The 21,634-nt window shown below is 64.7% G+C and carries 18 protein-coding genes and 1 tRNA gene; 13 read left to right on the forward strand and 6 right to left on the reverse strand.

All coding sequences use genetic code 11. The features are described from left to right. Positions 1–32: 32 nt before the first annotated feature. Positions 33–464 (reverse strand): RbsD/FucU family protein, encoded by a 432-nt coding sequence (locus tag CO664_RS01655; protein WP_037420585.1) that lies wholly within the window; start codon positions 462–464, stop codon positions 33–35. Then, entirely contained in the window at positions 465–1,697 is a 1,233-nt protein-coding gene (locus CO664_RS01660; protein ID WP_097537776.1) for an ROK family transcriptional regulator, read from the reverse strand. A 263-nt stretch (positions 1,698–1,960) separates the two neighbouring features. On the opposite strand from CO664_RS01660, the gene CO664_RS01665 reads away from it, so the two are divergent. From CO664_RS01665 to CO664_RS01695, 7 genes are all read left to right on the forward strand, one after another. Beyond that, entirely contained in the window at positions 1,961–2,986 is a 1,026-nt protein-coding gene (locus CO664_RS01665; protein WP_097537777.1) for a sugar ABC transporter substrate-binding protein, read from the forward strand. A 303-nt stretch (positions 2,987–3,289) separates the two neighbouring features. Next, a complete protein-coding gene (locus CO664_RS01670) occupies positions 3,290–4,375 on the forward strand; it encodes an ABC transporter permease (protein ID WP_037420580.1) in 1,086 nt (361 codons plus the stop codon). Beyond that, complete coding sequence (locus tag CO664_RS01675) at positions 4,375–5,157, forward strand: ATP-binding cassette domain-containing protein (RefSeq protein ID WP_037420579.1); 783 nt, start codon at positions 4,375–4,377, stop codon at positions 5,155–5,157. The genes CO664_RS01670 and CO664_RS01675 overlap by 1 nt, the downstream gene beginning before the upstream one ends. Continuing rightward, entirely contained in the window at positions 5,154–5,774 is a 621-nt protein-coding gene (locus CO664_RS01680; protein ID WP_097525584.1) for a nucleoside triphosphate hydrolase, read from the forward strand. Before CO664_RS01675 ends, CO664_RS01680 begins: the two co-directional genes overlap by 4 nt. A gap of 145 nt (positions 5,775–5,919) precedes the next feature. Beyond that, on the forward strand, positions 5,920–6,957 hold the full coding sequence (pyrC, locus tag CO664_RS01685) for a dihydroorotase (protein WP_097537778.1): 1,038 nt from the start codon (positions 5,920–5,922) through the stop codon (positions 6,955–6,957). A gap of 62 nt (positions 6,958–7,019) precedes the next feature. After that, a complete protein-coding gene (locus tag CO664_RS01690) occupies positions 7,020–7,718 on the forward strand; it encodes an orotate phosphoribosyltransferase (protein ID WP_097525586.1) in 699 nt (232 codons plus the stop codon). A gap of 42 nt (positions 7,719–7,760) precedes the next feature. Continuing rightward, on the forward strand, positions 7,761–8,687 hold the full coding sequence (locus CO664_RS01695; RefSeq protein ID WP_097537779.1) for a carbohydrate kinase: 927 nt from the start codon (positions 7,761–7,763) through the stop codon (positions 8,685–8,687). A gap of 54 nt (positions 8,688–8,741) precedes the next feature. Here the strand turns inward: CO664_RS01695 and pgi are convergent, their stop codons facing one another. Both pgi and CO664_RS01705 read right to left on the reverse strand, forming a co-directional pair. Continuing rightward, entirely contained in the window at positions 8,742–10,367 is a 1,626-nt protein-coding gene (pgi, locus tag CO664_RS01700; protein ID WP_097537780.1) for a glucose-6-phosphate isomerase, read from the reverse strand. 234 nt (positions 10,368–10,601) lie between these two features. Then, positions 10,602–12,302 carry a long-chain fatty acid--CoA ligase gene (locus CO664_RS01705; protein ID WP_097537781.1) on the reverse strand — a complete coding sequence of 567 codons (1,701 nt, stop codon included), beginning with the start codon at positions 12,300–12,302 and terminating at the stop codon, positions 10,602–10,604. Between the two features lie 391 nt (positions 12,303–12,693). Between CO664_RS01705 and CO664_RS01710 the strand changes: the two genes are divergently transcribed. From CO664_RS01710 to CO664_RS01730, 5 genes are all read left to right on the forward strand, one after another. After that, complete coding sequence (locus CO664_RS01710; protein ID WP_095677899.1) at positions 12,694–13,869, forward strand: AI-2E family transporter; 1,176 nt, start codon at positions 12,694–12,696, stop codon at positions 13,867–13,869. Between the two features lie 77 nt (positions 13,870–13,946). Beyond that, a complete protein-coding gene (locus tag CO664_RS01715; protein ID WP_097537782.1) occupies positions 13,947–16,643 on the forward strand; it encodes a sensor histidine kinase KdpD in 2,697 nt (898 codons plus the stop codon). 128 nt (positions 16,644–16,771) lie between these two features. Then, a complete protein-coding gene (locus tag CO664_RS01720) occupies positions 16,772–17,437 on the forward strand; it encodes a CDP-alcohol phosphatidyltransferase family protein (protein ID WP_097537783.1) in 666 nt (221 codons plus the stop codon). Next, a complete protein-coding gene (locus CO664_RS01725) occupies positions 17,434–18,045 on the forward strand; it encodes a lysophospholipid acyltransferase family protein (protein ID WP_097537784.1) in 612 nt (203 codons plus the stop codon). The genes CO664_RS01720 and CO664_RS01725 overlap by 4 nt, the downstream gene beginning before the upstream one ends. A gap of 7 nt (positions 18,046–18,052) precedes the next feature. Next, positions 18,053–18,994 (forward strand): phosphatidate cytidylyltransferase, encoded by a 942-nt coding sequence (locus CO664_RS01730; RefSeq protein ID WP_037420552.1) that lies wholly within the window; start codon positions 18,053–18,055, stop codon positions 18,992–18,994. A gap of 49 nt (positions 18,995–19,043) precedes the next feature. Here CO664_RS01730 and CO664_RS01735 read toward each other — a convergent pair. Together CO664_RS01735 and CO664_RS01740 are read right to left on the reverse strand one after the other, a co-directional pair. Next, positions 19,044–19,119 (reverse strand) — tRNA-Thr (locus CO664_RS01735). Between the two features lie 76 nt (positions 19,120–19,195). Next, a complete protein-coding gene (locus CO664_RS01740) occupies positions 19,196–20,206 on the reverse strand; it encodes a nitronate monooxygenase family protein (RefSeq protein WP_097525595.1) in 1,011 nt (336 codons plus the stop codon). 270 nt (positions 20,207–20,476) lie between these two features. On the opposite strand from CO664_RS01740, the gene CO664_RS01745 reads away from it, so the two are divergent. After that, entirely contained in the window at positions 20,477–21,631 is a 1,155-nt protein-coding gene (locus CO664_RS01745; protein ID WP_095677900.1) for a biotin transporter BioY, read from the forward strand. Positions 21,632–21,634 lie beyond the last annotated feature (3 nt).

Genomic DNA, 21,634 nt, shown 5'->3' on the forward strand with positions numbered 1-21,634 from the left:
CCGCCGGCTGCGTCGGCGGGTTCTTTGCATTATCACGCGGGATAGATCACGCCCTTGCGCAGAATGACATTGCCGTAGAGGCGCGGTTCGCTGGTCTGCACGACCGTGTGGGCGGCTTTGACTCGCGGATAGAATTCCGGGCCGAGAAGCGGAACGACTGGCTGCGACGGCTCGTGCCTGCGGCAGCATTCGATGATGTCCCGGTGCACCGGATCGAGCGCATCCCTGTCCTGCTTGACCGTCGCGCGAAAGATCGCCTCCGGCACGAAGTCGTCGATCGGCAGCACGCTGAGGATGGCATCGAGGATCGGGATCAGATGATGGCCGTCGAGCCGCACCAGCCGGCGGGCATGCTCCTGGCCCGGATAGTTCCCGTCGACGAGCGCGATCTCGTCGCCATGCCCCATCGCCCTGAGCGCGGCAAGCAGTTCCGGGCTCAGGATGGGGTCGATTCCCTTTAGCATCTAGGTAAGCTCCTTGAAGAGGACATTGGTGTCGAGCAGATAGCGGGAGAAGAGCGGCAGGCTCGCACCGCCGATCGCCCGGGCGTGGCTCCCGACCGCACCCTCGACGAGGTCCGGAACCGTGACGCCCTGAAGGTCGAGCGCCTGCAGCGCCTTGCGGGTCGCGGCCAGCAGGCGCGCCCGCACCCAGGGCGGGAAGCCGCCGTCGATCACTGCGGCGGAAAAATCGACTATGGAAACGGCCGAGACTATGGCCTGGGCAAGGGCTGCCGCCGAATCTTGGATCCAGATTTCGAGCGGCTCGCCGAAATCGATCCAGTCGTCGGCCGAATACCAGAGCGGCTTCGGATCCATGCCGCGCTCGCGCAACAGTTTTTCCAGGACGAAGACCGAGGCGATCTTCAGCAATTGCGTCGTCTTGCCGTCCTTGGCCGAGACAGGCAGCGGACCGACGGCGCCGGCCGTGCCGGTGCGGCCTGAGAACAGCGCGGAATTGATGACGACGCCGCCGCCGATGAACGAGCCGATGTAAAAATAGACGAAGTCCGGATAGTTGGCGCCGACGCCGAAGGCGAGTTCCGCCCCGCAGGCGCTGGTGCCGTCGTTCTGGAGGAAGATGGGGAGCGGCGTGCGCGCGGCGACCGCAGCCTGCAGGTCGAAATTGCGCCACCGGTCCATCTCGTTGTGGGGCGCGCCCACTTCCTCGGCCCAGTTCCACAGTTCGAACGGCGTCGCAATGCCGACGCCGGCGATGCGCTTGCGATCTGCGGGGCTGAGCTGCCTTTCGAGCTTCTCGATGCCCTCGACGATGAAGGTGACGAGGTCGTCGGGCAGCGGATAAGTGTGGATTTGGTGTAGATGCAGGCGGATGGTGCCGAGAAAATCCATCAGCACCAGGTCGGCGCTGCGGCGGCCGATCTTGACCCCGAAGGAATAGACCGCATCCGGGTTGAGGCGCAACGGGATCGAGGGCTGACCGACGCGGCCACGCACGGGTTCGCCGCGGATGAGCATCCCGTCGGCTTCGAGCGACCGCATGATGACGGAAACGGTTTGGGCGGAAAGTCCGGACCGGCGGGCGATCTCCGCCTTGGACAGGCTGCCGTGGCGACGCACCAGCGACATCACCAGCCGCTCGTTATAGGCGCGCACGCGCGTCTGGTTCGCCCCGCCGCTCGGGTCGACCACATCCGGCTGTGCGGATCCCCGGCGGGGGTCCCCTATCAATGACATGCCACCGTCTCCTCCCGTTGGCACTTTTCGCGCAGAATGTCGCGTCATTCCGTACGCTCACCTGGCCGCCGGCCCGCCCCACAGGACCGGCTGCTGCCCGCAGAATGCCACATCCAGATAATAATTCAATTTGATTTATTTATTGACACCCCGAGAAATTGGTGTTTGATTGACGCTCGGAAGCGCCGCCCGCAGGAGGAGAATGCTGCGGCGGCGAAGCCTGAAGGCCGGTACCGGCCCTATTTGAACCTTGGGAGGGTTTGATGAAGAAAACTGTTCTTTCCACCGCATTCGGCGCGCTCGCTCTCGGCGTTGCCTTCGCGTCGCCGTCGCAGGCGGCGGACGTCTCTGCCTGCCTCATCACCAAGACCGATACCAACCCCTTCTTCGTGAAGATGAAGGAAGGTGCGACCGCCAAGGCCCAGGAACTCGGCGTCACGCTGAAGTCCTATGCCGGCAAGGTCGACGGTGATCACGACAGCCAGGTTGCCGCTATCGAATCCTGCATCGCCGATGGCGCGAAGGGCATTCTCATCGCCGCCTCCGACACCAAGGCAATCGTCGACCAGGTCAAGAAGGCGCAGGACGCAGGCGTTCTGGTGATCGCGCTCGACACGCCTCTCGATCCGGCGACGGCCGCAGACGCGACATTCGCCACCGACAACCTGCTGGCGGGCAAGCTGATCGGCCAGTGGGCGGCCGCAACCATGGGCGAGGGCGCGAAGACCGCAAAAATCGGCTTCCTCGACCTCACCCCGTCGCAGCCGACGGTCGACGTCTTGCGCGACCAGGGCTTCATGATCGGCTTCGGCATCGATCCCAAGGATCCGAACAAGATCGGAGACGAGGACGATCCGCGTATCGTCGGCCATGACGTGACGAACGGCAACGAGGAAGGTGGCCGCACGGCGATGGAAAACCTTCTGCAGAAGGATCCGGACATCAACGTCATCCACACCATCAACGAGCCGGCCGCTGTCGGCGCCTACCAGGCGCTGAAGGCCGTCGGCAAGGAGAAGGACGTGCTGATCGTATCGGTCGACGGCGGTTGCCCGGGCGTCAAGTCTGTTGCCGAAGGCGTCATCGGCGCCACCTCGCAGCAATATCCGCTGATGATGGCGGCGCTCGGCATCGAGGCGATCAAGAAGTTCGCCGAGACCGGCGAGAAGCCGAAGCCGACCGAAGGCAAGGACTTCTTCGATACGGGCGTAGCGCTCGTCACCGACAAGCCGGCCGCCGGCGTCGAATCGATCGACACCAAGGTCGGCACGGAGAAGTGCTGGGGCTGATCGCCCGCTTGGTCCAGAAGCAACCGACAGGGAAGGGCGGCCCCGGCCGCCCTTCGCTTAAGCGCCGATCTCTTTGACAAGGCGCAAAACCTGCGCAAATTTGAGAGCGGGATAGACGAAAGTCGCGAGGCGCTTTCGCGCGCGTACCGCTCTGGCTTCTCGGAACCGCCACGGTTGATCTGGATGGATAGCCCGGACCTGCCGTGACCGAAAAAGGTTCTGAACCCTGCCGCGACGACCGGCGGGCCGCGCATCCGGCAATAATGCGCCCCCTTGAGAGTGGGGGTTATGGGAGGAGTCTCCATGGCCGAGCCAAACACAGCCGCACAGCCATCCCAGGAATTCGAAAAGGTCCTGGTCAACAGTTCGACGGATGTGGCGTCCTTCGACACGCATGACAAGACGCCGCTCCAAAGAATCCAGCATTTCCTGCATTCGACGCCGGCCGCGGTGCCGTTCGTCGTGCTTGTCGCATCGATCCTCGTTTTCGGGCTGGCGATCGGCGGCAGGTTCTTCTCGTCCTACACGCTGACGCTGATCCTCCAGCAGATTGCCATCGTCGGCATGTTGGGCGCGGCGCAGACGCTGGTGATCCTGACGGCCGGCATCGATCTTTCGATCGGCGTCGTCATGGTCATCTCGGCCGTCGTCATGGGCAATTGCGCCGTGACCTACGGCCTGCCGGCGCCGCTTGCCGTGGCGGCCGGCTTCCTGGTGGGCGGCGCCTGCGGCTTTCTGAACGGCCTTCTGGTTTCCCGGCTGAAGCTGCCTCCCTTCATCGTCACGCTCGGCACGTGGTACGTGATCATGTCGACGAACTTCATCTATTCTGAGAACGCCACGATCCGCGAGGCGGACGTGACGGCGGTGACGCAGTGGCTGCATGTCTTCGGTGTCAGCTTCAAGATAGGCACTGCCGTCCTGACCCTTGGCGTGATCAGCATGGTGCTTCTGGTCTTCGGTCTCTGGTACGCGCTGAACCACACCGCCTGGGGACGCCATCTCTATGCGGTCGGCGACGATCCTGAGGCCGCCAAGCTCTCCGGTATCCGTGTCGGCAAGGTGCTTCTGAGCGCTTACACGATCGCCGGCCTGATCGCCGCTCTCGCCGCCTGGGTTTCGATCGGCCGCAACGGTTCGATCTCCCCGTCGGCGGCGGTGACCGACTACAACCTGCAGGCCATTACCGCGGCCGTGATCGGCGGCATTTCGCTCTTCGGCGGCCGTGGCTCGATCCTAGGTACGCTGATCGGCGCGATGATCGTCGGCGTCGTGTCGATGGGCCTCAACATGCTTGGGGCCGACCCCCAGTGGAAGGTCTTCCTGACCGGCGTCCTGATCATCTCCGCCGTCGCGATCGACCAGTGGATCAGAAAGGTAGCAGCGTAATGGCACAGGAACCCATTCTCACCGCCCGCGGTCTCGTCAAGCGCTATGGCCGCGTCACCGCCCTCGACCACGCCGATTTCGACCTCTATCCCGGCGAAATCCTCGCAGTGATCGGTGACAACGGCGCCGGCAAGTCTTCGATGATCAAGGCGATCTCCGGCGCCGTCACCCCCGACGAGGGCGAGATCCGCCTCGAGGGCCAGCCGGTGCACTTCCGCTCGCCCATGGACGCCCGCGCCGCCGGCATCGAGACGGTCTACCAGAACCTCGCCCTTTCGCCCGCGTTGTCGATCGCCGATAACATGTTCCTCGGCCGGGAGATCCGGAAGCAGGGCCTGTTCGGCAAGCTGTTTCGCACTCTCGACCGCTCGGCCATGGAAAAGATGGCAAGGGCCAAGCTCTCCGAATTGGGTTTGATGACGATCCAGAACATCAACCAGGCGGTGGAAACGCTGTCCGGCGGCCAGCGCCAGGGCGTGGCGGTGGCGCGCGCCGCCGCCTTCGGCTCCAAGGTCGTCATCATGGACGAGCCGACCGCGGCGCTCGGCGTCAAGGAGAGCCGGCGCGTCCTGGAACTGATCCTCGACGTTCGCCGCCGCGGCCTGCCGATCGTGCTGATCTCGCACAACATGCCGCACGTCTTCGAGGTTGCGGACCGGATCCATATCCACCGCCTCGGCCGCCGGCTCTGTGTGATCAATCCGAAGGAATACACCATGTCCGACGCGGTCGCCTTCATGACCGGCGCCAAGGCTCCGCCCGGCGAGGCAGTCGCCGCATGAATGTGCAGTCCTTGACGGACGAAATCCTGAAACGGGCGGCGGGCGCCGGCCGTTTCATCGTCGCCATCGCCGGCCCGCCTGGGGCCGGTAAGTCGACGCTTGCCGACGGTCTCGCCGAGGCCATCGCCGAAGCGGGGGAGCGCGTGGCGGTGCTGCCGATGGACGGCTTCCACATGGACAATGCGGTCCTCGCCGACAAGGGCCTGCTGGCGCGCAAGGGCGCGCCCGAAACCTTCGACGTGCGGGCCTTCCTTTCGACGCTCGCCGCGGTGCGCGACAATGACGGCGAGGTGCTCGTTCCGGTGTTCGACCGCACCCGGGAACTGGCGGTTGCCTCGGCCCGGGCAATTGCCCCGGAGACGCGGATCGTGCTGGTCGAGGGCAACTACCTGCTGCTCGACGAACTGCCGTGGAGCAGGCTCGACGGGGCCTTCGACTACTCGATCTTCATCGATCCGGGGATCGACGTACTCGAACAGCGATTGCTGCAACGTTGGCACGATCACGGCTACGATGAGGAGACCGCCCGGACAAAGGCGTTCGGCAACGATATCCCGAACGCTCGCCGCGTCGTCGGCAGCCGCCGCGCCAGCGATGTGGTGATCGGGGATTTCTGAAATATACTTCGAGCCATTGTCTTCGGCGGCGCAATGATGGTATCGAGGCGCGGTTTCACCACATGAGTTACCACGCCTTCAAGCGCACTGGCCGGCTTTGACGCCGCCCGCGCCGATCGGGCGCGAGCATCGGGAGAAAGCTGAAATGCAAGAGCTCGTTATCCGCCGCCCGGACGACTGGCATCTCCACCTGCGCGATGGCGGCGTGCTGCGCGGTGTCATCGGCGACACGAGCCGGCATTTCGCCCGCGCCGTCATCATGCCCAATCTGGTGCCGCCGGTGGTGACCTCTGCCGACGCCGCGGCCTATCGCGAACGCATCCTCGCCGCCATTCCGGTCGGTGACCGGTTCGAACCGTTGATGACTCTCTATCTCACCGAAGGAACCGACCCCGCCGACGTCGAGGCCGGATTCAGGAGCGGTCTGGTCAAGGCAGTGAAGCTCTATCCGGCCGGCGCGACCACCAATTCGCACAGCGGCGTCCGCGACATCACCAAGGCGATGCCTGTTCTCGAGCGCATGGCCGAGATCGGCATGCCGCTCTGCGTCCACGGCGAGGTGACGACGCCGGAGGTCGACATCTTCGACCGCGAGGCCGTCTTCATCGAAACGGTCCTCGATCCGCTTCGCCGGCGGCTGCCAGACCTCCGCATCACCATGGAGCATGTGACAACGAAGGACGGCGTCGATTACATCAAGGAGCACGCGGCCAACCTTGCCGGCTCCATCACCACCCATCACCTGATCATCAACCGCAACGCCATCCTCGTCGGCGGCATCAAGCCGCATTATTACTGCCTGCCGGTCGCCAAGCGCGAGACGCACCGCCTGGCCTTGCGCGCCGCTGCCGTGTCGGGGGATGTGCGCTTCTTCCTCGGCACCGACTCCGCCCCGCATGTCGACCCCCTCAAGGAATGCGCCTGCGGTTGCGCGGGCATCTACACGTCGGTCAATACGCTGAGCTGCCTTGCCCATGTCTTCGAAGAGGAGGGGGCGCTTGACAGGCTCGAGGCCTTCACCTCGCTGAACGGCCCCGCCTGGTATGGCCTGCCAGTGAACGAGGAAACGATCACGCTGCGCAAGGCAGAAGAGGCGGTCCGCTATCCCGCCAAGGTCGAGACCGAAGCCGGGCCGGTCACGGTTTTCGACCCGATGTTCCCGCTCCACTGGGCGGTCGTCTGATTGAGATATGTCTTGCCGCGTGTCTGAAAGCCGCTTCGGGTCACGCTTCTGAAGGAGAGGTCATGTTTTCGAATACGTTCACCGACAAGACGGTGATGGCCGAGCTGGTCGCCAAGATGCTTTGGGAAATAAAGGCGGTGCATTTCCGGGCCGACGAGCCCTACAAGCTCTCCTCCGGAATGGCGAGCCCGGTCTACATCGACTGCCGCAAGCTGATTTCCTATCCGCGCATCCGCTCGGCCGTCATGGATTTCGCTGCAGCGACGATCCTCCGCGAGGCCGGCTTCGAGCAGTTCGATGTGGTCGCTGGCGGCGAGACGGCCGGCATCCCCTTTGCGGCCATGCTCGCCGAGCGCCTCGGCCTGCCGATGATCTACGTGCGTAAGGCCCCGAAAGGCCACGGCCGCAATGCCCAGATCGAGGGCCACATGCCGGAAGGCGCGCGCGTGCTGGTGATCGAGGATCTGACCACCGCCGGCGGCTCCATGTTCAAGTTCATCGACGCGATCCGCGCCGCCGGCGGCATCGTCGCGCACGGCATTGCGCTCTTCTACTACGATATTTTCCCGGAAGCCCGGGCCAACATGAAGGCGAAGGGTGTCGACCTGCACTACATCGCCACCTGGCGCAATGTGCTCGCCGTTGCCCGAGAGCAGGCGCTGTTCGACGAGAAGACGCTGAACGAGGTGGAATCTTTCCTCAATGCGCCGCTCGCCTGGTCGGCCCGCAACGGCGGTGTCGGCGAACTCGCTGCCCAGTGATTCGACGCTGGTCTATGGAATAGTTTTCAAGGGAGGACGTTGATGATCGTTTGCTGCGGAGAGGCCTTGATCGACATGCTGCCGCGCGAGACGCCGGCCGGTGAAAGCGCCTTTGCCCCCTATGCCGGGGGCGCCATCTTCAATACGGCGATCGCGCTTGGCAGACTCGGCATTCCGACCGGCTTTTTCACCGGGCTCTCCGACGACATGTTCGGCGACATCCTGCGGGAGACCCTGAAAGCGGCGAATGTCGATTTCGGCCCATGCGCGACCCTGCCGCTGCACACGACGCTTGCCTTCGTGAAACTCGTCAACGGCCACGCAAGCTACGCCTTCTTCGACGAGAACACCGCCGGGCGGATGATCACCACCGATCACCTGCCGGCCTTCGGAGATTTCTGCGAGGCGTTGCATTTCGGTGCGATCAGCCTGATCCCCGAACCCTGCGGCTCGACCTACGAAGCGTTGATGACGCGCGAACACGAAAAGCGGGTGATCTCCTTCGATCCGAATATCCGGCCCGGCTTCATCAAGGACCGCGACGCCCATCTCGCTCGCATGAACCGCATGGCGGCAATGTCGGACATCGTCAAGTTCTCCGACGAGGACCTCGCCTGGTTCGGCATGGAGGGGAGCCATGACACGCTCTCGGCGGAATGGCTGCAGCGCGGGCCCAAGCTGGTGGTGATCACCAGGGGCGCGGACGGTGCCGTCGGCTATACCAAGAACCACAAGGTCGAAGTGGCGAGCGAGCGGGTCGCGGTGGTCGATACGGTCGGCGCCGGCGACACCTTCGATGCCGGAGTGCTCGCCTCGCTGAAGCTCAACAATCTGCTGACTAAGGAACAGGTCGCAGACTTGAGCGACGAGGCGGTCCGGCAGGCACTCGCTCTCGGCGCCAAGGCAGCCGCCGTCACCGTGTCGCGCGCCGGCGCCAACCCGCCGTGGAAATATGAAATCGGGCTCTGACGCCAGCAAATCCGCGTGAAAGAGGGCGCCGGTTGGCGCCCTTTTTCCTGTCCGTCAGCGTGCCGCCTGCAGCAGTGCCGCAACGAGGCCGGCGGTCGACGAATCGTGCCCCTCGGCGCTCTCCTTGCCCTCGACGACCGGCAGCAGCCCGGTCGCCAGCTCCTTGCCGAGCTCGACGCCCCACTGGTCGAAGGAATTGATGTTGAGGAGCGCGCCCTCGACGAAGACGCGGTGCTCGTAAAGCGCGATCAGCCGGCCGAGTGCGAAGGGATCGAGCTGGTCGTAGACGAAGGTGAGCGACGGCCGGTTGCCGGTGAAGACGCGGTGCGGCGCGATCTTGTCCGCCTTTGCCTCGTCCATGCCTTTCGAGGTGAGCTGCGCCTTGGCCTCCGCAAGCGTGCGGCCCTTCATCAGCGCTTCCGATTGCGCCAGGCAGTTGGCGATCAGCAGCTGGTGCTGGTGGCGCAGATCCTTCTCGTGGCCATTGGCGGCGATCATGAACTCGGCCGGGATGATGTCGGTGCCCTGGTGGATGAGCTGGTAGAAGGCATGCTGGCCGTTGGTGCCGGATTCGCCCCAGACGACCGGCCCGGTCGCGAATTCGACGGGGGTGCTGTCGAGCGTCACGGCCTTGCCGTTCGATTCCATATCGAGCTGCTGCAGATAGGCCGGGAAGCGGGCGAGGCGCTGGTCGTAGGGCAGGATCGCCCGCGACGGATAGCCGAGCACATTTCGGTGATAGAAGCCGATCAGGCCGAGCAGCATCGGGATGTTTTCGCGCGGCGGTGCGGAGCGGAAGTGTTCGTCGATCGCATGGCCGCCATCGAGGAAGCGGCCGAAATTCTCACTTCCGACGGCGATCATCAGCGGCAGGCCGATCGCCGACCAGATCGAATAGCGGCCGCCGACCCAATCCCAGAAACCGAAGACGCGGGCGGCGTCGATGCCGAATGCGGCGACCTTGTCGAGGGCGGTGGAGACCGCTGCGAAATGGTGACCGACCGCCGCTTCGCCGAGCTTGCCGGCGATGAAGGCACGCGCTGTGGCCGCATTGGTCATCGTCTCGATCGTCGTGAAGGTCTTCGAGGCGACGATGAAGAGCGAGGTCTCCGGGTCGAGCAGCTTCAGCGTATCGGCGATGTGGGCGCCGTCGACATTGGAAACGAAGTGCAGCCGCGGCCCGTCATGGAAGGGGGCGAGCGCCAGCGTCGCCATGACCGGGCCGAGGTCGGAGCCGCCGATGCCGATATTGACGACGTCGGTGATCTTCTTGCCGGTGGCGCCCTTCAAGGCGCCGGAGCGGACGTCGCCGGCGAAGGCGCCCATTGCGTCCAGAACGGCGTTGACGTCGGGCATGACGTTTTTGCCGGCGACGAGGACCGGCCGGTTCGAGCGGTTCCTGAGCGCCGTGTGCAGGACGGCGCGTTCCTCGGTGATGTTGATGATGTCGCCGCGGAACATGGCGTCGCGCTTTTCCTCGCCCCTTGCGGCCTTCGCCAGCGCCTCGAGACCGTCGAGAATCCGATCGTTGACGGCGCATTTCGAATAGTCGAGGAGGAGATCGCCGAGCCTCGTGCTGAAGCGCGAAAAGCGCTTCGGATCGGCCGCGAATGCGGCCCGGATGTCGGCTGCATTGGTCTCGCGTGCAGTGGCTTTGAGGTTTTCGACAAGCGCTTTCATCGCAGGGCTCCTTGCATCGGAAATCGGCTGCGATAGCTAGTCGGTTTAGACATGGCAAATCAAGGGCAGGTGTGCACTGCAGCGAAAAAAGCGAGTGGCGAGCCCTTGTAACCGCCCCTCACCCTAACCCCGCACGTGGGGCGAGGGGACTCTAGTAGTGGGCGATGCCGCGAGCCCCTTCTCCCCGCCTGCGGCGAGAAGGTGGCGGCAGGCGGATGAGGGGCACTCCCAATGCTAGTCGCGCAGGTCCTTGCGCAGGATCTTGCCGACATTGGACTTCGGCAGTTCGTCACGGAATTCGACGTGCCGCGGCCGCTTGTAGTTGGTGAGGTTTTCGGCGCAGTGGCGCTTGACGTCCGCTTCCGTGAGGTTCGGATCCTTGCGCACGATGAAGAGCTTGACCGCCTCGCCGGAATGCGGGTCGGCAACCCCGACCGCAGCGCATTCCAGAATGCCGGGATGGGTCGCCACGACCTCTTCGATCTCGTTCGGGAAGACGTTGAAGCCGGAAACGAGGATCATGTCCTTCTTGCGGTCGACGATCTTCGTCAGCCCTGCCGCATTCATGAAGCCGATGTCGCCGGTGCGGAAGAAGCCGTCCGGCGAAATCGCCTTCGCCGTCTCGTCCGGGCGTTGCCAATAGCCGGCCATGACCTGCGGGCCGCGGATGCAGATCTCGCCGATTTCGCCGGCCGGCAGCGCGTTGCCGTTCTCGTCGCGGATTTCGACCTCGGTCGAAGGCAGCGGCATGCCGATCGTGCCGGTGAACTCGTCCGTGTCGAGCCGGTTGGCGGTAGCGACCGGCGAGGTTTCCGAGAGCCCGTAGCCTTCATGGATCGGGCAGTGCGTCATCGCGAGCCAGCGCTCGGCGACCGGTCGCTGCACCGCCATGCCGCCGCCGAATGTGAGAATCAGCGAGGAGAAGTCGAGCTTCTGGAAGTCCGGATTGTTCATCAGGGCGTTGAACAGCGTGTTGAGGCCGGGGAAGATGTTGGTCTTGTACTTGCCCAGTTCCTTCACGAAGGCGGGAATATCGCGCGGATTGGGGATCAGGATGTTGTTGCCGCCGGTCGCAAGCCCCATCAGCGAATTCACCGTAAGTGCGAAGATGTGGTAGAGCGGCAGGGCGCACATGAAGGTGAGGTTTTCCGGGCGCGGCTTGCGCAGGAAGGCCGTGTTCAGCCAGAGTTCCATCTGCGCCATGTTGGCGAGAAGATTGGCATGGGTGAGGGTGGCGCCCTTCGAAACGCCCGTGGTGCCGCCGGTATATTGCAGGAAGGCGACGTCGCTCGGCCCGATATTGGGTTTCGCAAGCTGAAGCTTCTCGCCCCTGGCTAGAACCGTTCGGAACGAGAGGTGGCCGGGCAGCGACCAGGCCGGAACGAGCTTCTTCACGCGGCGTACGACGAGATTGACGACGAGGCCCTTCACCCCGAGCATGTCGCCCATGGTCGCGACCACCACATGCTTGACTTTGGTGCGGGCGACGACCTGCTCGACCGTGTGGGCGAAGTTTTCCAGCACGAAGATCGCCTTGGCGCCGGCATCGACCAGCTGGTGCTCGAGCTCGCGCGGCGTGTAGAGCGGGTTGACGTTGACGACCGTATAGCCGGCCCGGAGAATGCCGTAGACAATCACCGGGTTCTGCAGGATGTTCGGCATCATGACGGCGACGCGATCGCCTTTCGCCAAGCCGAGCGACTGCAGCCAGGCACCGATCCGGCCCGAATGGACGTTGAGATCGGCGAAGCTCAGCGACTTGCCCATTGAGGTGAAGGCGGGGCGCCAGGAATGCTGCGCCACCGCATGGTCGAAAAACTCGCCGAGCGATCGGTAGGGGAGCGGTCCGATGTCGGCGGGCACGCCCGGCGGATAGGATTTGACCCAGTTCTTGCCCGCGCCGGACCCCGCCTGCTGCATGCTTGCTTCCGCCATGATCTCTCTCCCTCTGGTGGCAACGAACGGCCTTGCTCACGGCGAAGAAAAATCCCTCCCGATCTTCCCTCCCGATCGAAGATGCTGCTTTTCCAGCGTCTCTTCAAGCACTAATCGGAATTATATGACTTTGACGTAAACGTCAACAATCCGGGCGTGACTGCGCATGGTGAATTTTGCCGCGAGCGTTCCTCGGTCACGGCTAAATCTGCCTGTCATGTCCGTCCGCTAGACCGGTGAAGGCGATCACGGCAATTGTGAATTGATCCTTAATCGTCGCGATCATTTGGAGACGCCGGCTCCTTCAAGCCGAAAGCGCGGATAGACGCAGCAGACGGGCTGGCAAGCCTGCGGGATTGTTGTAAGGTTCTTGAAAGACGGAGGACTACAGGTGCAATTGGGCAATCGTGAGCGAGAAAATCCCCCGGTGGAGCCGCGGCTCTTCGGGCAGCCTGCCCATGCACGCTCGGCCCTCGTCCTGCCGATCTCGGCAGCCCGCTGGCTGCTCGTCCTGGTATTGATCGCCGGCGTCTATTTCTTTCACGGCTTCGTCGTGCCGGTGCTTGCCGCCGTCGTCATCGGCTTTGCCAGCTGGCCCATCTATCGTCGGCTGCTTCAGGCACTGAACGGCAATCGGACGCTTGCGGCGACCATTGCCATCACCTCCGTCGTCGCCTTCATCGTCGTGCCGATCTCGATCGCCGCGGCCTATGCAGTGGACGAGGTGCGCGACTGGCTCGTCTGGGCGGTGGAGACCAACGTCAACGGGGCGCCGGTGCCGGCCTGGCTGACGACCATCCCCGTGGCGGGCGCCTGGCTTGGTCAGCAATGGGTGAAATATGTGGGCCATCCCGGCGCGCTTGGCGAACTGGTCCAACTCGTCAGCGGCTCCAATATCGGCAACATCTACCGCGGCGTCCTGGTGATCGGAGCCTCCGCCTTCCAGTCCTTCCTGACGCTGCTCTTCATGCTGATCACGCTGTTCTTCGTCTATCGTGACGGCCAGTCGTTTTCTAAGCAGCTCGATCGTCTCGGCGAGCAGATTTTCCCGATGCGCTGGGAGCGCCTGTCGCGCGTCGTGCCGCTGACCATCAGCTCGACGGTAACCGGCATGGGCATCATCGCGATCGGCGAAGGCATCGTGCTCGGTGTCGCCTATTGGATGGCGGGCGTGCCGTCGCCGGTGACGCTCGGCATCATCACCGGCCTCATGGCGCTCATTCCGGGCGGCGCGCCTCTCTGCTTCACCCTGGTGTCCATCTATCTGGTGGCGAGCGGTTCGCCGTTCCACGGCGTGGCGCTCTTCGCCTGGGGTACGACGGAGCTCTTCATCGTCGACAAGACGCTTCGCCCGAGGCTCGTCGGCGGCCCGATCAAGCTGCCCTTCCTGCCGACCTTCTTCGGCCTCGTCGGCGGCGTCAAGACGATGGGCTTCCTCGGCCTTTTCGTCGGCCCGGTACTGATGGCACTGCTCGTCGCGATCTGGCGGGAATGGATGCACGAGGTGGCGAACCAGCCGGAGCCGGCGGCAAAGCCGATCTCCCGCGTCGACATCGCCGCGAAATAGGATCCGCACGTTGAGGGTCCGGTCACGGATGGTCTCTGGGAGCGAACCTTCTCCAACGACCGAGTTCGAGAGATTGCATGTCCGAGATTGATCGCGATCTGGCAAACCGCCCCGATCCCGATGCCCTGCTGGCTCTGGCCGAACAGGGCGGAAGAGGGAAGCTGACGGTGTTCCTCGGCGCCGCGCCGGGCGTCGGCAAGACCTTCGCCATGCTGATGCGGGCGCAACGCCTCAAGCAACAGGGCGCCGACATCGTCATCGGGCTCGTCGAAACTCATGGGCGCAGCGAAACCGCGGCGCTGCTCGAAGGGCTGGAGGTCCTGCCGCGCCGGGAAGTCGTGCATAGCGGCCGCACGCTGAGCGAATTCGATCTCGACGCCGCTTTGGCGCGCCGCCCGACGATCATCGTCGTCGATGAGCTCGCCCATACCAATCTCGGCGACGGTCGCCATCCGAAGCGCTACCAGGACATCGAGGAACTCGTCGATGCCGGCATCGATGTGTGGACGGCGCTCAACATCCAACACCTCGAAAGCCTGTCGGACATCGTCGCCCAGATCGCCGGCGTGCCGGTGCGCGAACGGATTCCCGACACGGTCCTGAATCGGGCCGACGAAGTCCTGCTGGTCGACCTGCCCCCGGCGGAACTGATCGAGCGGCTGAAGGAGGGCAAGGTCTATCTGCCCGACAATGCCCGGCGTGCCGCGGACAATTTCTTCCGGCTCGGCAATCTGACGGCGCTGCGCGAGCTTGCGCTGCGGCGGACCGCCGACCGGGTCGACGACCAGATGGTCGATTACCTCAAGCAGAACGCCATCGAGGGTCCCTGGCCGGCCGGCGAAAGGCTCCTCGTCTGCATCGGCCCGGATCCGCTGTCGGAAAAGGTGGTGAGGACGGCGAGCCGGCTCGCCTCCGGCCTCAATGCCGATTGGATCGTCGTTTCCATTGAACGGGCGGATCGCGAAGCGGGCGACGGCGAGGCGATGCGGCAGCTCGACGAGACCTTCCGCCTTGCCGAGCAATTGGGCGCGGAGACGCGCCGCATCGTCGGCAGCGATTTCGTCGAGGAGATCCTGAAGCTTGCAAGGCGCGAGAATGCCACGCAGATCGTCATCGGCGCGCGCCGCCACTGGTTCCCTCTTAGCCTTTTCCGTGCCTCCCTGCCCGATGCACTGGCCAAGCGCGTCGCGGGTGTCGGCATTCACCTCGTCACGGGCAAGATCGAGCCCGCCGCAAAGCGGCGGCGGAGAAGCGGGCAATTGCTGCCGGAAGGATTGGGGCGGGCCTTCGGCATAGCCTCCGGCACCGTCGGGCTGGCGACCGCGCTCGGCGTGCTGATCGAGCAGGTCATCATCCTGCAGAATATTTCGCTCCTCTATCTCCTCGCGGTGCTCGCCTCGGCGGTTTATGCCGGCTACTTCGCGGCCCTGGCAGCCGCACTGTTTTCCGTCGTCGCATACAATTTCTTCTTCATCGAGCCGGTCGGCACCTTCACGGTGGCCGAGCCGCACGAGGTTTTCGCGCTCTTCGTTTTCCTGGCCGCAGCGGCGCTCGCCGGCGGGCTTGCCTCGCGCATCCGCGAGCAGGCAAAGACCGCCAAAGGCCGGGCGACGGCGACGCAGGCGCTTTACGATTTTTCCCGCAAGCTTTCCGGCACTGCCAATGCCGAAGACGTGTTGTGGGCGGCGGCCAACCAGATTCACGCGACATTGAAGCGCAATGCCGTGCTGTTGCTGCCGGAAGACGTTGACATCGCCGTGAGGGTGGCTTGGCCTCCGGACACCGACCTCAGTGTCAGCGACATGATGGCGGCGCGCTGGGCGTTCGAAAAGAAGGAGCCGGCAGGCAATGAGACCGGTACGCTGCCGAACAGCCCGTTTCAGTTCAGGCCGCTGATGAGCCCGCATGGTGTCGTTGGTGTTTGCGGCTTTCTGCAGGAGGGCAACCCTCTCGACATCAACGCGGAACGAGCCCTTGCCGCGATCCTCGACCAGACCGCCATCGCCGTCGATCGCGCGAGGCTGTCGCGTGAAAGCCTCGATCAGGCCGCCCAGCTTGAGGGCGAGAAGTTCCGTGCTGCGCTTCTCTCGTCGCTGTCCCACGATCTCACGACCCCCTTGGCGGCGATCGGCGGCGCGGTCGCGAACCTCCGCAAGCTCGGCGAAGGAATGCCGCAGGCGGATCGGGAGGATCTGCTGAACTCGATCGATGAGGAGAGCGGCAGGCTGAAGCACTTCGTTGCCAACCTGCTCGACATGATCCGGCTCGAGGCCGGAACGATCAATGCCAGGCGCGATCGGGTCGATGTGGCGGAAGTGGTCCACGATACGGTGGAACGGGCGCGGAAATATTTTCCGGGCCGAGTTTTCGAGACCAGCATCGCCCCGGAGCTGCCCCTGATGCGCGGCGACAGCGTCCTGCTCGGGCAGGCCCTCTTCAATCTGCTCGACAATGCCGACCGCTTCGGCGGTGACGAACCCGTCAGCATCTATGCCCGGCGGGAGGGCGACGAGGTCGTTCTGTCGGTGACGGATCTCGGCAAGGGCATTGCTGCCGCCGATATCGATCAGGTCTTCGACAAGTTCTTCCGCAAGGGAAAGCCTGACGGACGCTCGCTCGGCACCGGGCTCGGCCTGTCGATCAGCAAGGGATTCGTGGAGGCGATGGGCGGGCGGATCAAGGCCGAGAGCCCGGCCCTCAGGCGCCGCGGAACGCGGATCTCCATGCGCTTCCCGGTGGCCGGAACGGAGGCCCAGGAGAAGGAACGCGGGTGACTCCGGCATGGCCGCCGTTGCCGCCGTTGCCCCGTCCGCAGTCGCGAGGCGGCCATATGGCCTTTGGCGCGAAGTTGTTTTATGACAGGTTGCAATCATAAATTTTGTAGGGGCTGAATTCCACAAAGATGAGTGTCGCTCCGGATGGCGCAGAGCCCAAGAGGCCGGGCGCGGATCGGCGTCCCATTGCGGCGCGCGATAGCGGCTTGGCGCGCCGCCTGACGGCGCTGCTCCTCAAGACGCCGATCACGCCGAACGGGATCTCGCTGCTGAGCATCGGCTTCGCCGCTGTCGGCGCGGCAGCGCTCGTCTTCGCGCCGCGCTGGCCGTTGCTTTATCTCGTCGCCGTCGCCGGCATCCAGTTGCGGCTTCTGTGCAATCTGCTTGACGGCATGGTGGCGGTCGAGGGCGGCCGCGGCTCGCCGGTCGGCGCGCTCTACAACGAATTTCCCGATCGCATTGCCGACACGCTGCTGATCGTGGCGCTTGGCTACGCCGCCGGCGCCGGCTGGCTCGGCTGGGCCGGCGCGCTTGCGGCCGCCCTGACGGCCTATGTGCGCGTCTTCGGCGGCTCGCTCGGCCAGGTCCAGGACTTTCGCGGACCGATGGCCAAGCAGCACCGCATGGCACTCATGAGCCTCGCCTCCCTCCTGGCGCTCGGCGAAGCCTGGCTGACAACGGGGCGTTTCGTTCTCTACGCCACGGCATGGATAATCCTCGTCGGAGCGCTTCTCACCTGCTGGACCCGCACCAAGGCGATCGTCTCGCGCATCCCGGGAGCCGCAAAGCCGTGATCGACCTGTTGCTGATCGGCCTCACCCGGTTTCTCGTCGGCGGCCAGGCGCAATGGATCGGTGCCGTGCCGGACACGCGCCAGCGCGTCTATTTCGCCAACCACGCCAGCCATCTCGACACGCTGCTGATCTGGTCGGCCCTACCGCGACCCCTGCGCGGGATCACTCATCCGATCGCGGCCGCAGACTATTGGGGCAGGGGCAAGCTCCGCCGCCACATTGCGCTGAAGGTGTTGAATGCGGTGCTCGTCGAGCGCGCTACGCAAGGCCCGCCCGGATCGGCGCTCGCCCCCTTGCGCGGTGTGCTCGCCGACGGCGAGTCGCTCGTTCTCTTTCCAGAGGGAACGCGCGGCAGCGAGCGTCTCCCGGGGCCGTTCAAGAGCGGCCTCTACTGGCTGTCGCAGGAATTCCCGGAGGTCGAGCTGATCCCCACCTATCTCGACAATCCCTCGCGCGCCTTCCCGAAGGGAACCTTCCTGCCCGTTCCGATCAGCTGCACCGTTCGCTTCGGCGCGCCCCTCATGCGGCGGGCGGGGGAGGAGAAGGACGCGTTTCTCGAACGCGCCCGCGCCGCCGTCGGCGCGCTCGCCTCCGACCCGGTTCCATGAGGCCGCCATGTCTTTGATCGACAAGCTTTCCATCCTCTTCGGCGGCATCTCAGCGCTGCTCGGCATCGCCTCGGTGATCGGCTTCGTGCTGTCGTGCAAGGTGACCTCCGAAAACGGCCGGGCGACGGTCGCCAATCTCAACGCCCGCATCAAGGCCTGGTGGGTGATGGTGGCGATCTTCGCGGTGAGCTTCGGTCTCGGCCGCGGCGTGACCGTGGTGCTCTTCGCGCTCACCTCGTTCTACACGCTGCGCGAGTTCATATCGCTGACGCCGACGCGCGGCGCCGATCACCTGCCGCTGGTCGCCGCCTTCTATGTGCTGCTGCCGCTTCAATACTGGCTGATCTGGACCGACTGGTACGCGCTCTTCGCGATCCTCGTCCCGGTCTACGGCTTCCTTCTCCTGCCGAGCCTTGCGGCGCTGAAGGGCGATGCCGGTGAGTTCCTGCTGCGTGTCTCGCGCATCCAGTGGGGCCTGATGCTGACCGTCTACTGCATCAGCCACGCACCGGCCCTGCTGACGCTCGACATCCCCGGCCGTCCCAACGAGGGTTTCCTGCTGCTCTTCTTCCTGATCACCGTCGCGCAGTTCAGCGACGTGATGCAATACGTCTTCGGCAAGCTCTTCGGCCGGACGAAGGTGGCCCCCGTCGTCAGCCCCTCAAAGACCGTAGAGGGCCTCGTCGGCGGCGGCCTCTCCGCCGTCGCCGCCGGCGCCGGTCTCTGGTGGATCACCCCGTTCACGCCGCTTCAAGCTGCCGCCATGGCGCTCGCCATCGTCGCCATGGGCTTTTTGGGCGGCCTGTCGCTCTCGGCCGTCAAGCGTTCGATGGGGGTCAAGGATTGGGGCACGATGATCTCCGGCCACGGCGGCGTGCTCGACCGCATGGACTCGCTGAGCTTTGCCGCACCGGTGTTTTTTCATCTGACGCGGTATTTTTATACGTGAGCGGCTGAGCGCCGCAGCGGCGACTTCAAGTAAAAATGCAGGGAAGAAATGGTGCCGCTTACGTGACTCGAACACGTGACCCCATCATTACGAATGATGTGCTCTACCGACTGAGCTAAAGCGGCATTAAAGCGCCCCGCAGCGTGACCGCGGAACGAATGTGAGGCGCTGATAAACGCAAAGCGCCGGGATTTCAAGTCATCAGTTTCGAGAACTTGAAAATTCCTTCGACGCGTCGAGGCCCGCCAAGGATGCCAGGCCGAGGCGGGCGCGGGCGGCGGCGTATTCGCGTTCCAGCCGGTCGACCAGTTCCGCGACCCGGCTGATCCCGTGGATGGCGCCGATGCCTTGGCCGCAGCCCCAGATGTCCTTCCAGGCCTTGGCGCCGTCCGTTGCCTTGCCGAAGTCCATCTTCGACGGGTCGGCCTCCGGCAGGCTGTCCGGATCCATGCCGGCGGCGCGGATCGAGGCCTTCAGATAGTTGCCGTGAATGCCGGTGAAATAATTGGAGTAGACGATATCGGCGGCGTTGCCGTCGACGATCGCCTGCTTATAGGCATCGCTGGCGCGGGCTTCCTCGGTGGCGATGAAGGGCGAGCCAATATAGGCCATATCGGCGCCCATCGCCTCTGCCGCAAGGATGGCGTCGCCGGTGGCGATCGCGCCCGAGAGAAGCAGCGGCCCGTCGAACCAGGCGCGGATTTCCTGGATCAGGGCGAAGGGCGACAGCGTTCCGGCATGGCCGCCGGCGCCGGCGGCGACCGCGATCAGCCCGTCGGCCCCCTTGCGGATCGCCGAGTTGGCGTGGCGGTTGTTGATGACGTCGTGCAGCACGATGCCGCCATAGGAGTGGATTGCAGCGTTGACCTCCGGTACGGCCCCGAGGGAGGAAATGACGATCGGTACCTTGTATTTGACGCAAAGCATCAGGTCCTGCTCGAGCCGGGTATTCGACTTGTGCACGATTTGGTTGACGGCAAAGGGCGCGGCCGGCCGGTCGGGATGCTGGCGGTCGTGCTCGGCGAGCGTTTCGGTGATCTCGGCGAGCCACTCGTCGAGTTGTGCCTGCGGACGGGCGTTGAGCGCCGGGAAGGCACCGATGACACCGGCCTTGCATTGCGCGATCGTCAGCTTGGGATGTGAGACGATGAATAGCGGCGCGCCGACAACCGGCAGTCTCGTCGTTCTGGAAAGAATGGGCGGCAACGGCATTGGTCTCTCTCATCCCATTTTTTGACGTTTGCGTAAACGTCAATGTAGATAGCAGCAAAGGCCGTGCTTGCAAAGAGAGGTTTTCCGCCCCGCATTTTGACGGGGCAAGGGGCCCTTTTCCCCGTGCAAGACCCGGCCGCAGCGCCGCCGGACTTGCAGATTCCGAAAGCAGCGGTTACCCAATCGTTAATAAAACCAACGGCGTGCCGCGGGAAGAGGCAGGGCCTTCCGATACTCGCCCCGTAAGCCTGGTGTGCAGAAGGATTTGATGTGAGCGGACTCGAGACGGCGATCAGGAATGCACTGGAACGCTCGGAGCGGAGCAATGCGGAGATCCGCGCGCGGATCTATCAGTCGGCCCGCCAGGCGCTGGAAAACGGCCTGAAGAAGCAGGAAATCGAGGACCCGGAAGTCATCGCCAGGCAGCGCCATCGGCTGGAGGCGGTCATCCACGCGATCGAGACGGAGGAGCGCGCGGCCCTGAAGGCGCGTGCCGCCACACCGGTGGTGAGCCTAGCAGAGGTGAAAAGCAAAGCTGATGCGGCGGCGCAGGTCGCAGCCGGGCCAGCCGCCACGGTGCGGCAGGAGCCGAGCCTCCAGCCGGAGGCGCGTCCGGCGGGCGACGGCGGCCTCGGTGCGCTCGGCGCGCTCCGCCCGGAGCGCGACGGCCCCACGCCGCCGGTCAACGGTGGCGGAAAATCTGCGGAGGCGGCGAGGTCCGGTACGGCCGCCCCCGATCTCGGCGTCACCGACAAGCGTCCCCGCAAGCGCAGGCGCGGCCGGCTTCTCTCCTTCGTCATGGTTGTCGCGACGCTGGCCGCCGCCGTCGGCGCGGGCGTGTGGTGGGTTCAGACCAACGACCTGTTGAAGTCGCCCGCCGAGCGCGACACCAATGTCGCCAACCCTCCGGCCGTGGTGGAGAGCGAGGACTTCCCCGGCGCGGCCGGCTTGCCGACCCTCGGCGCGCAGGAGGGGTTTTCCGACGACTGGATCGAGATCTTCACGCCGGCGAACGCGGCGGCCGTCAGGCCTGGCACTCGCGCCACGGCCGAGCCTTTCGACGACGACGGCGGAGAGCGCATCCGGCTGGCGTCGGCGACAGGGTCGAAGGAGGGCGAGGTGGCAATCGACATTCCCGCCGATGTGCTGGCCCAGCTCTCGGGCAAGTCCTCGACGCTTGCCCTGAGCGTCCGGGCGCTGCCGGGCAAGACGACGGAGTTCTCCGTCGAATGTGATTTCGGGGCACTCGGCGCCTGCGGCCGTCACCGCTTCACCGCCCATGACGAGCGCGTCGACATGCTGTTCAAGATCAGCTTCGAAGATCGCGCGCCGGGCAGTTCCGGAAAGCTGCTGATCAACAGCGATGTCAGCGGCGACGGCAACAGTCTGGATCTCTATGCGATCCGTGTGCTGCCGGGGCAATGATCG

This window comes from Sinorhizobium sp. NG07B (assembly GCF_002532005.1).
Lineage (GTDB): Bacteria > Pseudomonadota > Alphaproteobacteria > Rhizobiales > Rhizobiaceae > Sinorhizobium > Sinorhizobium fredii_C.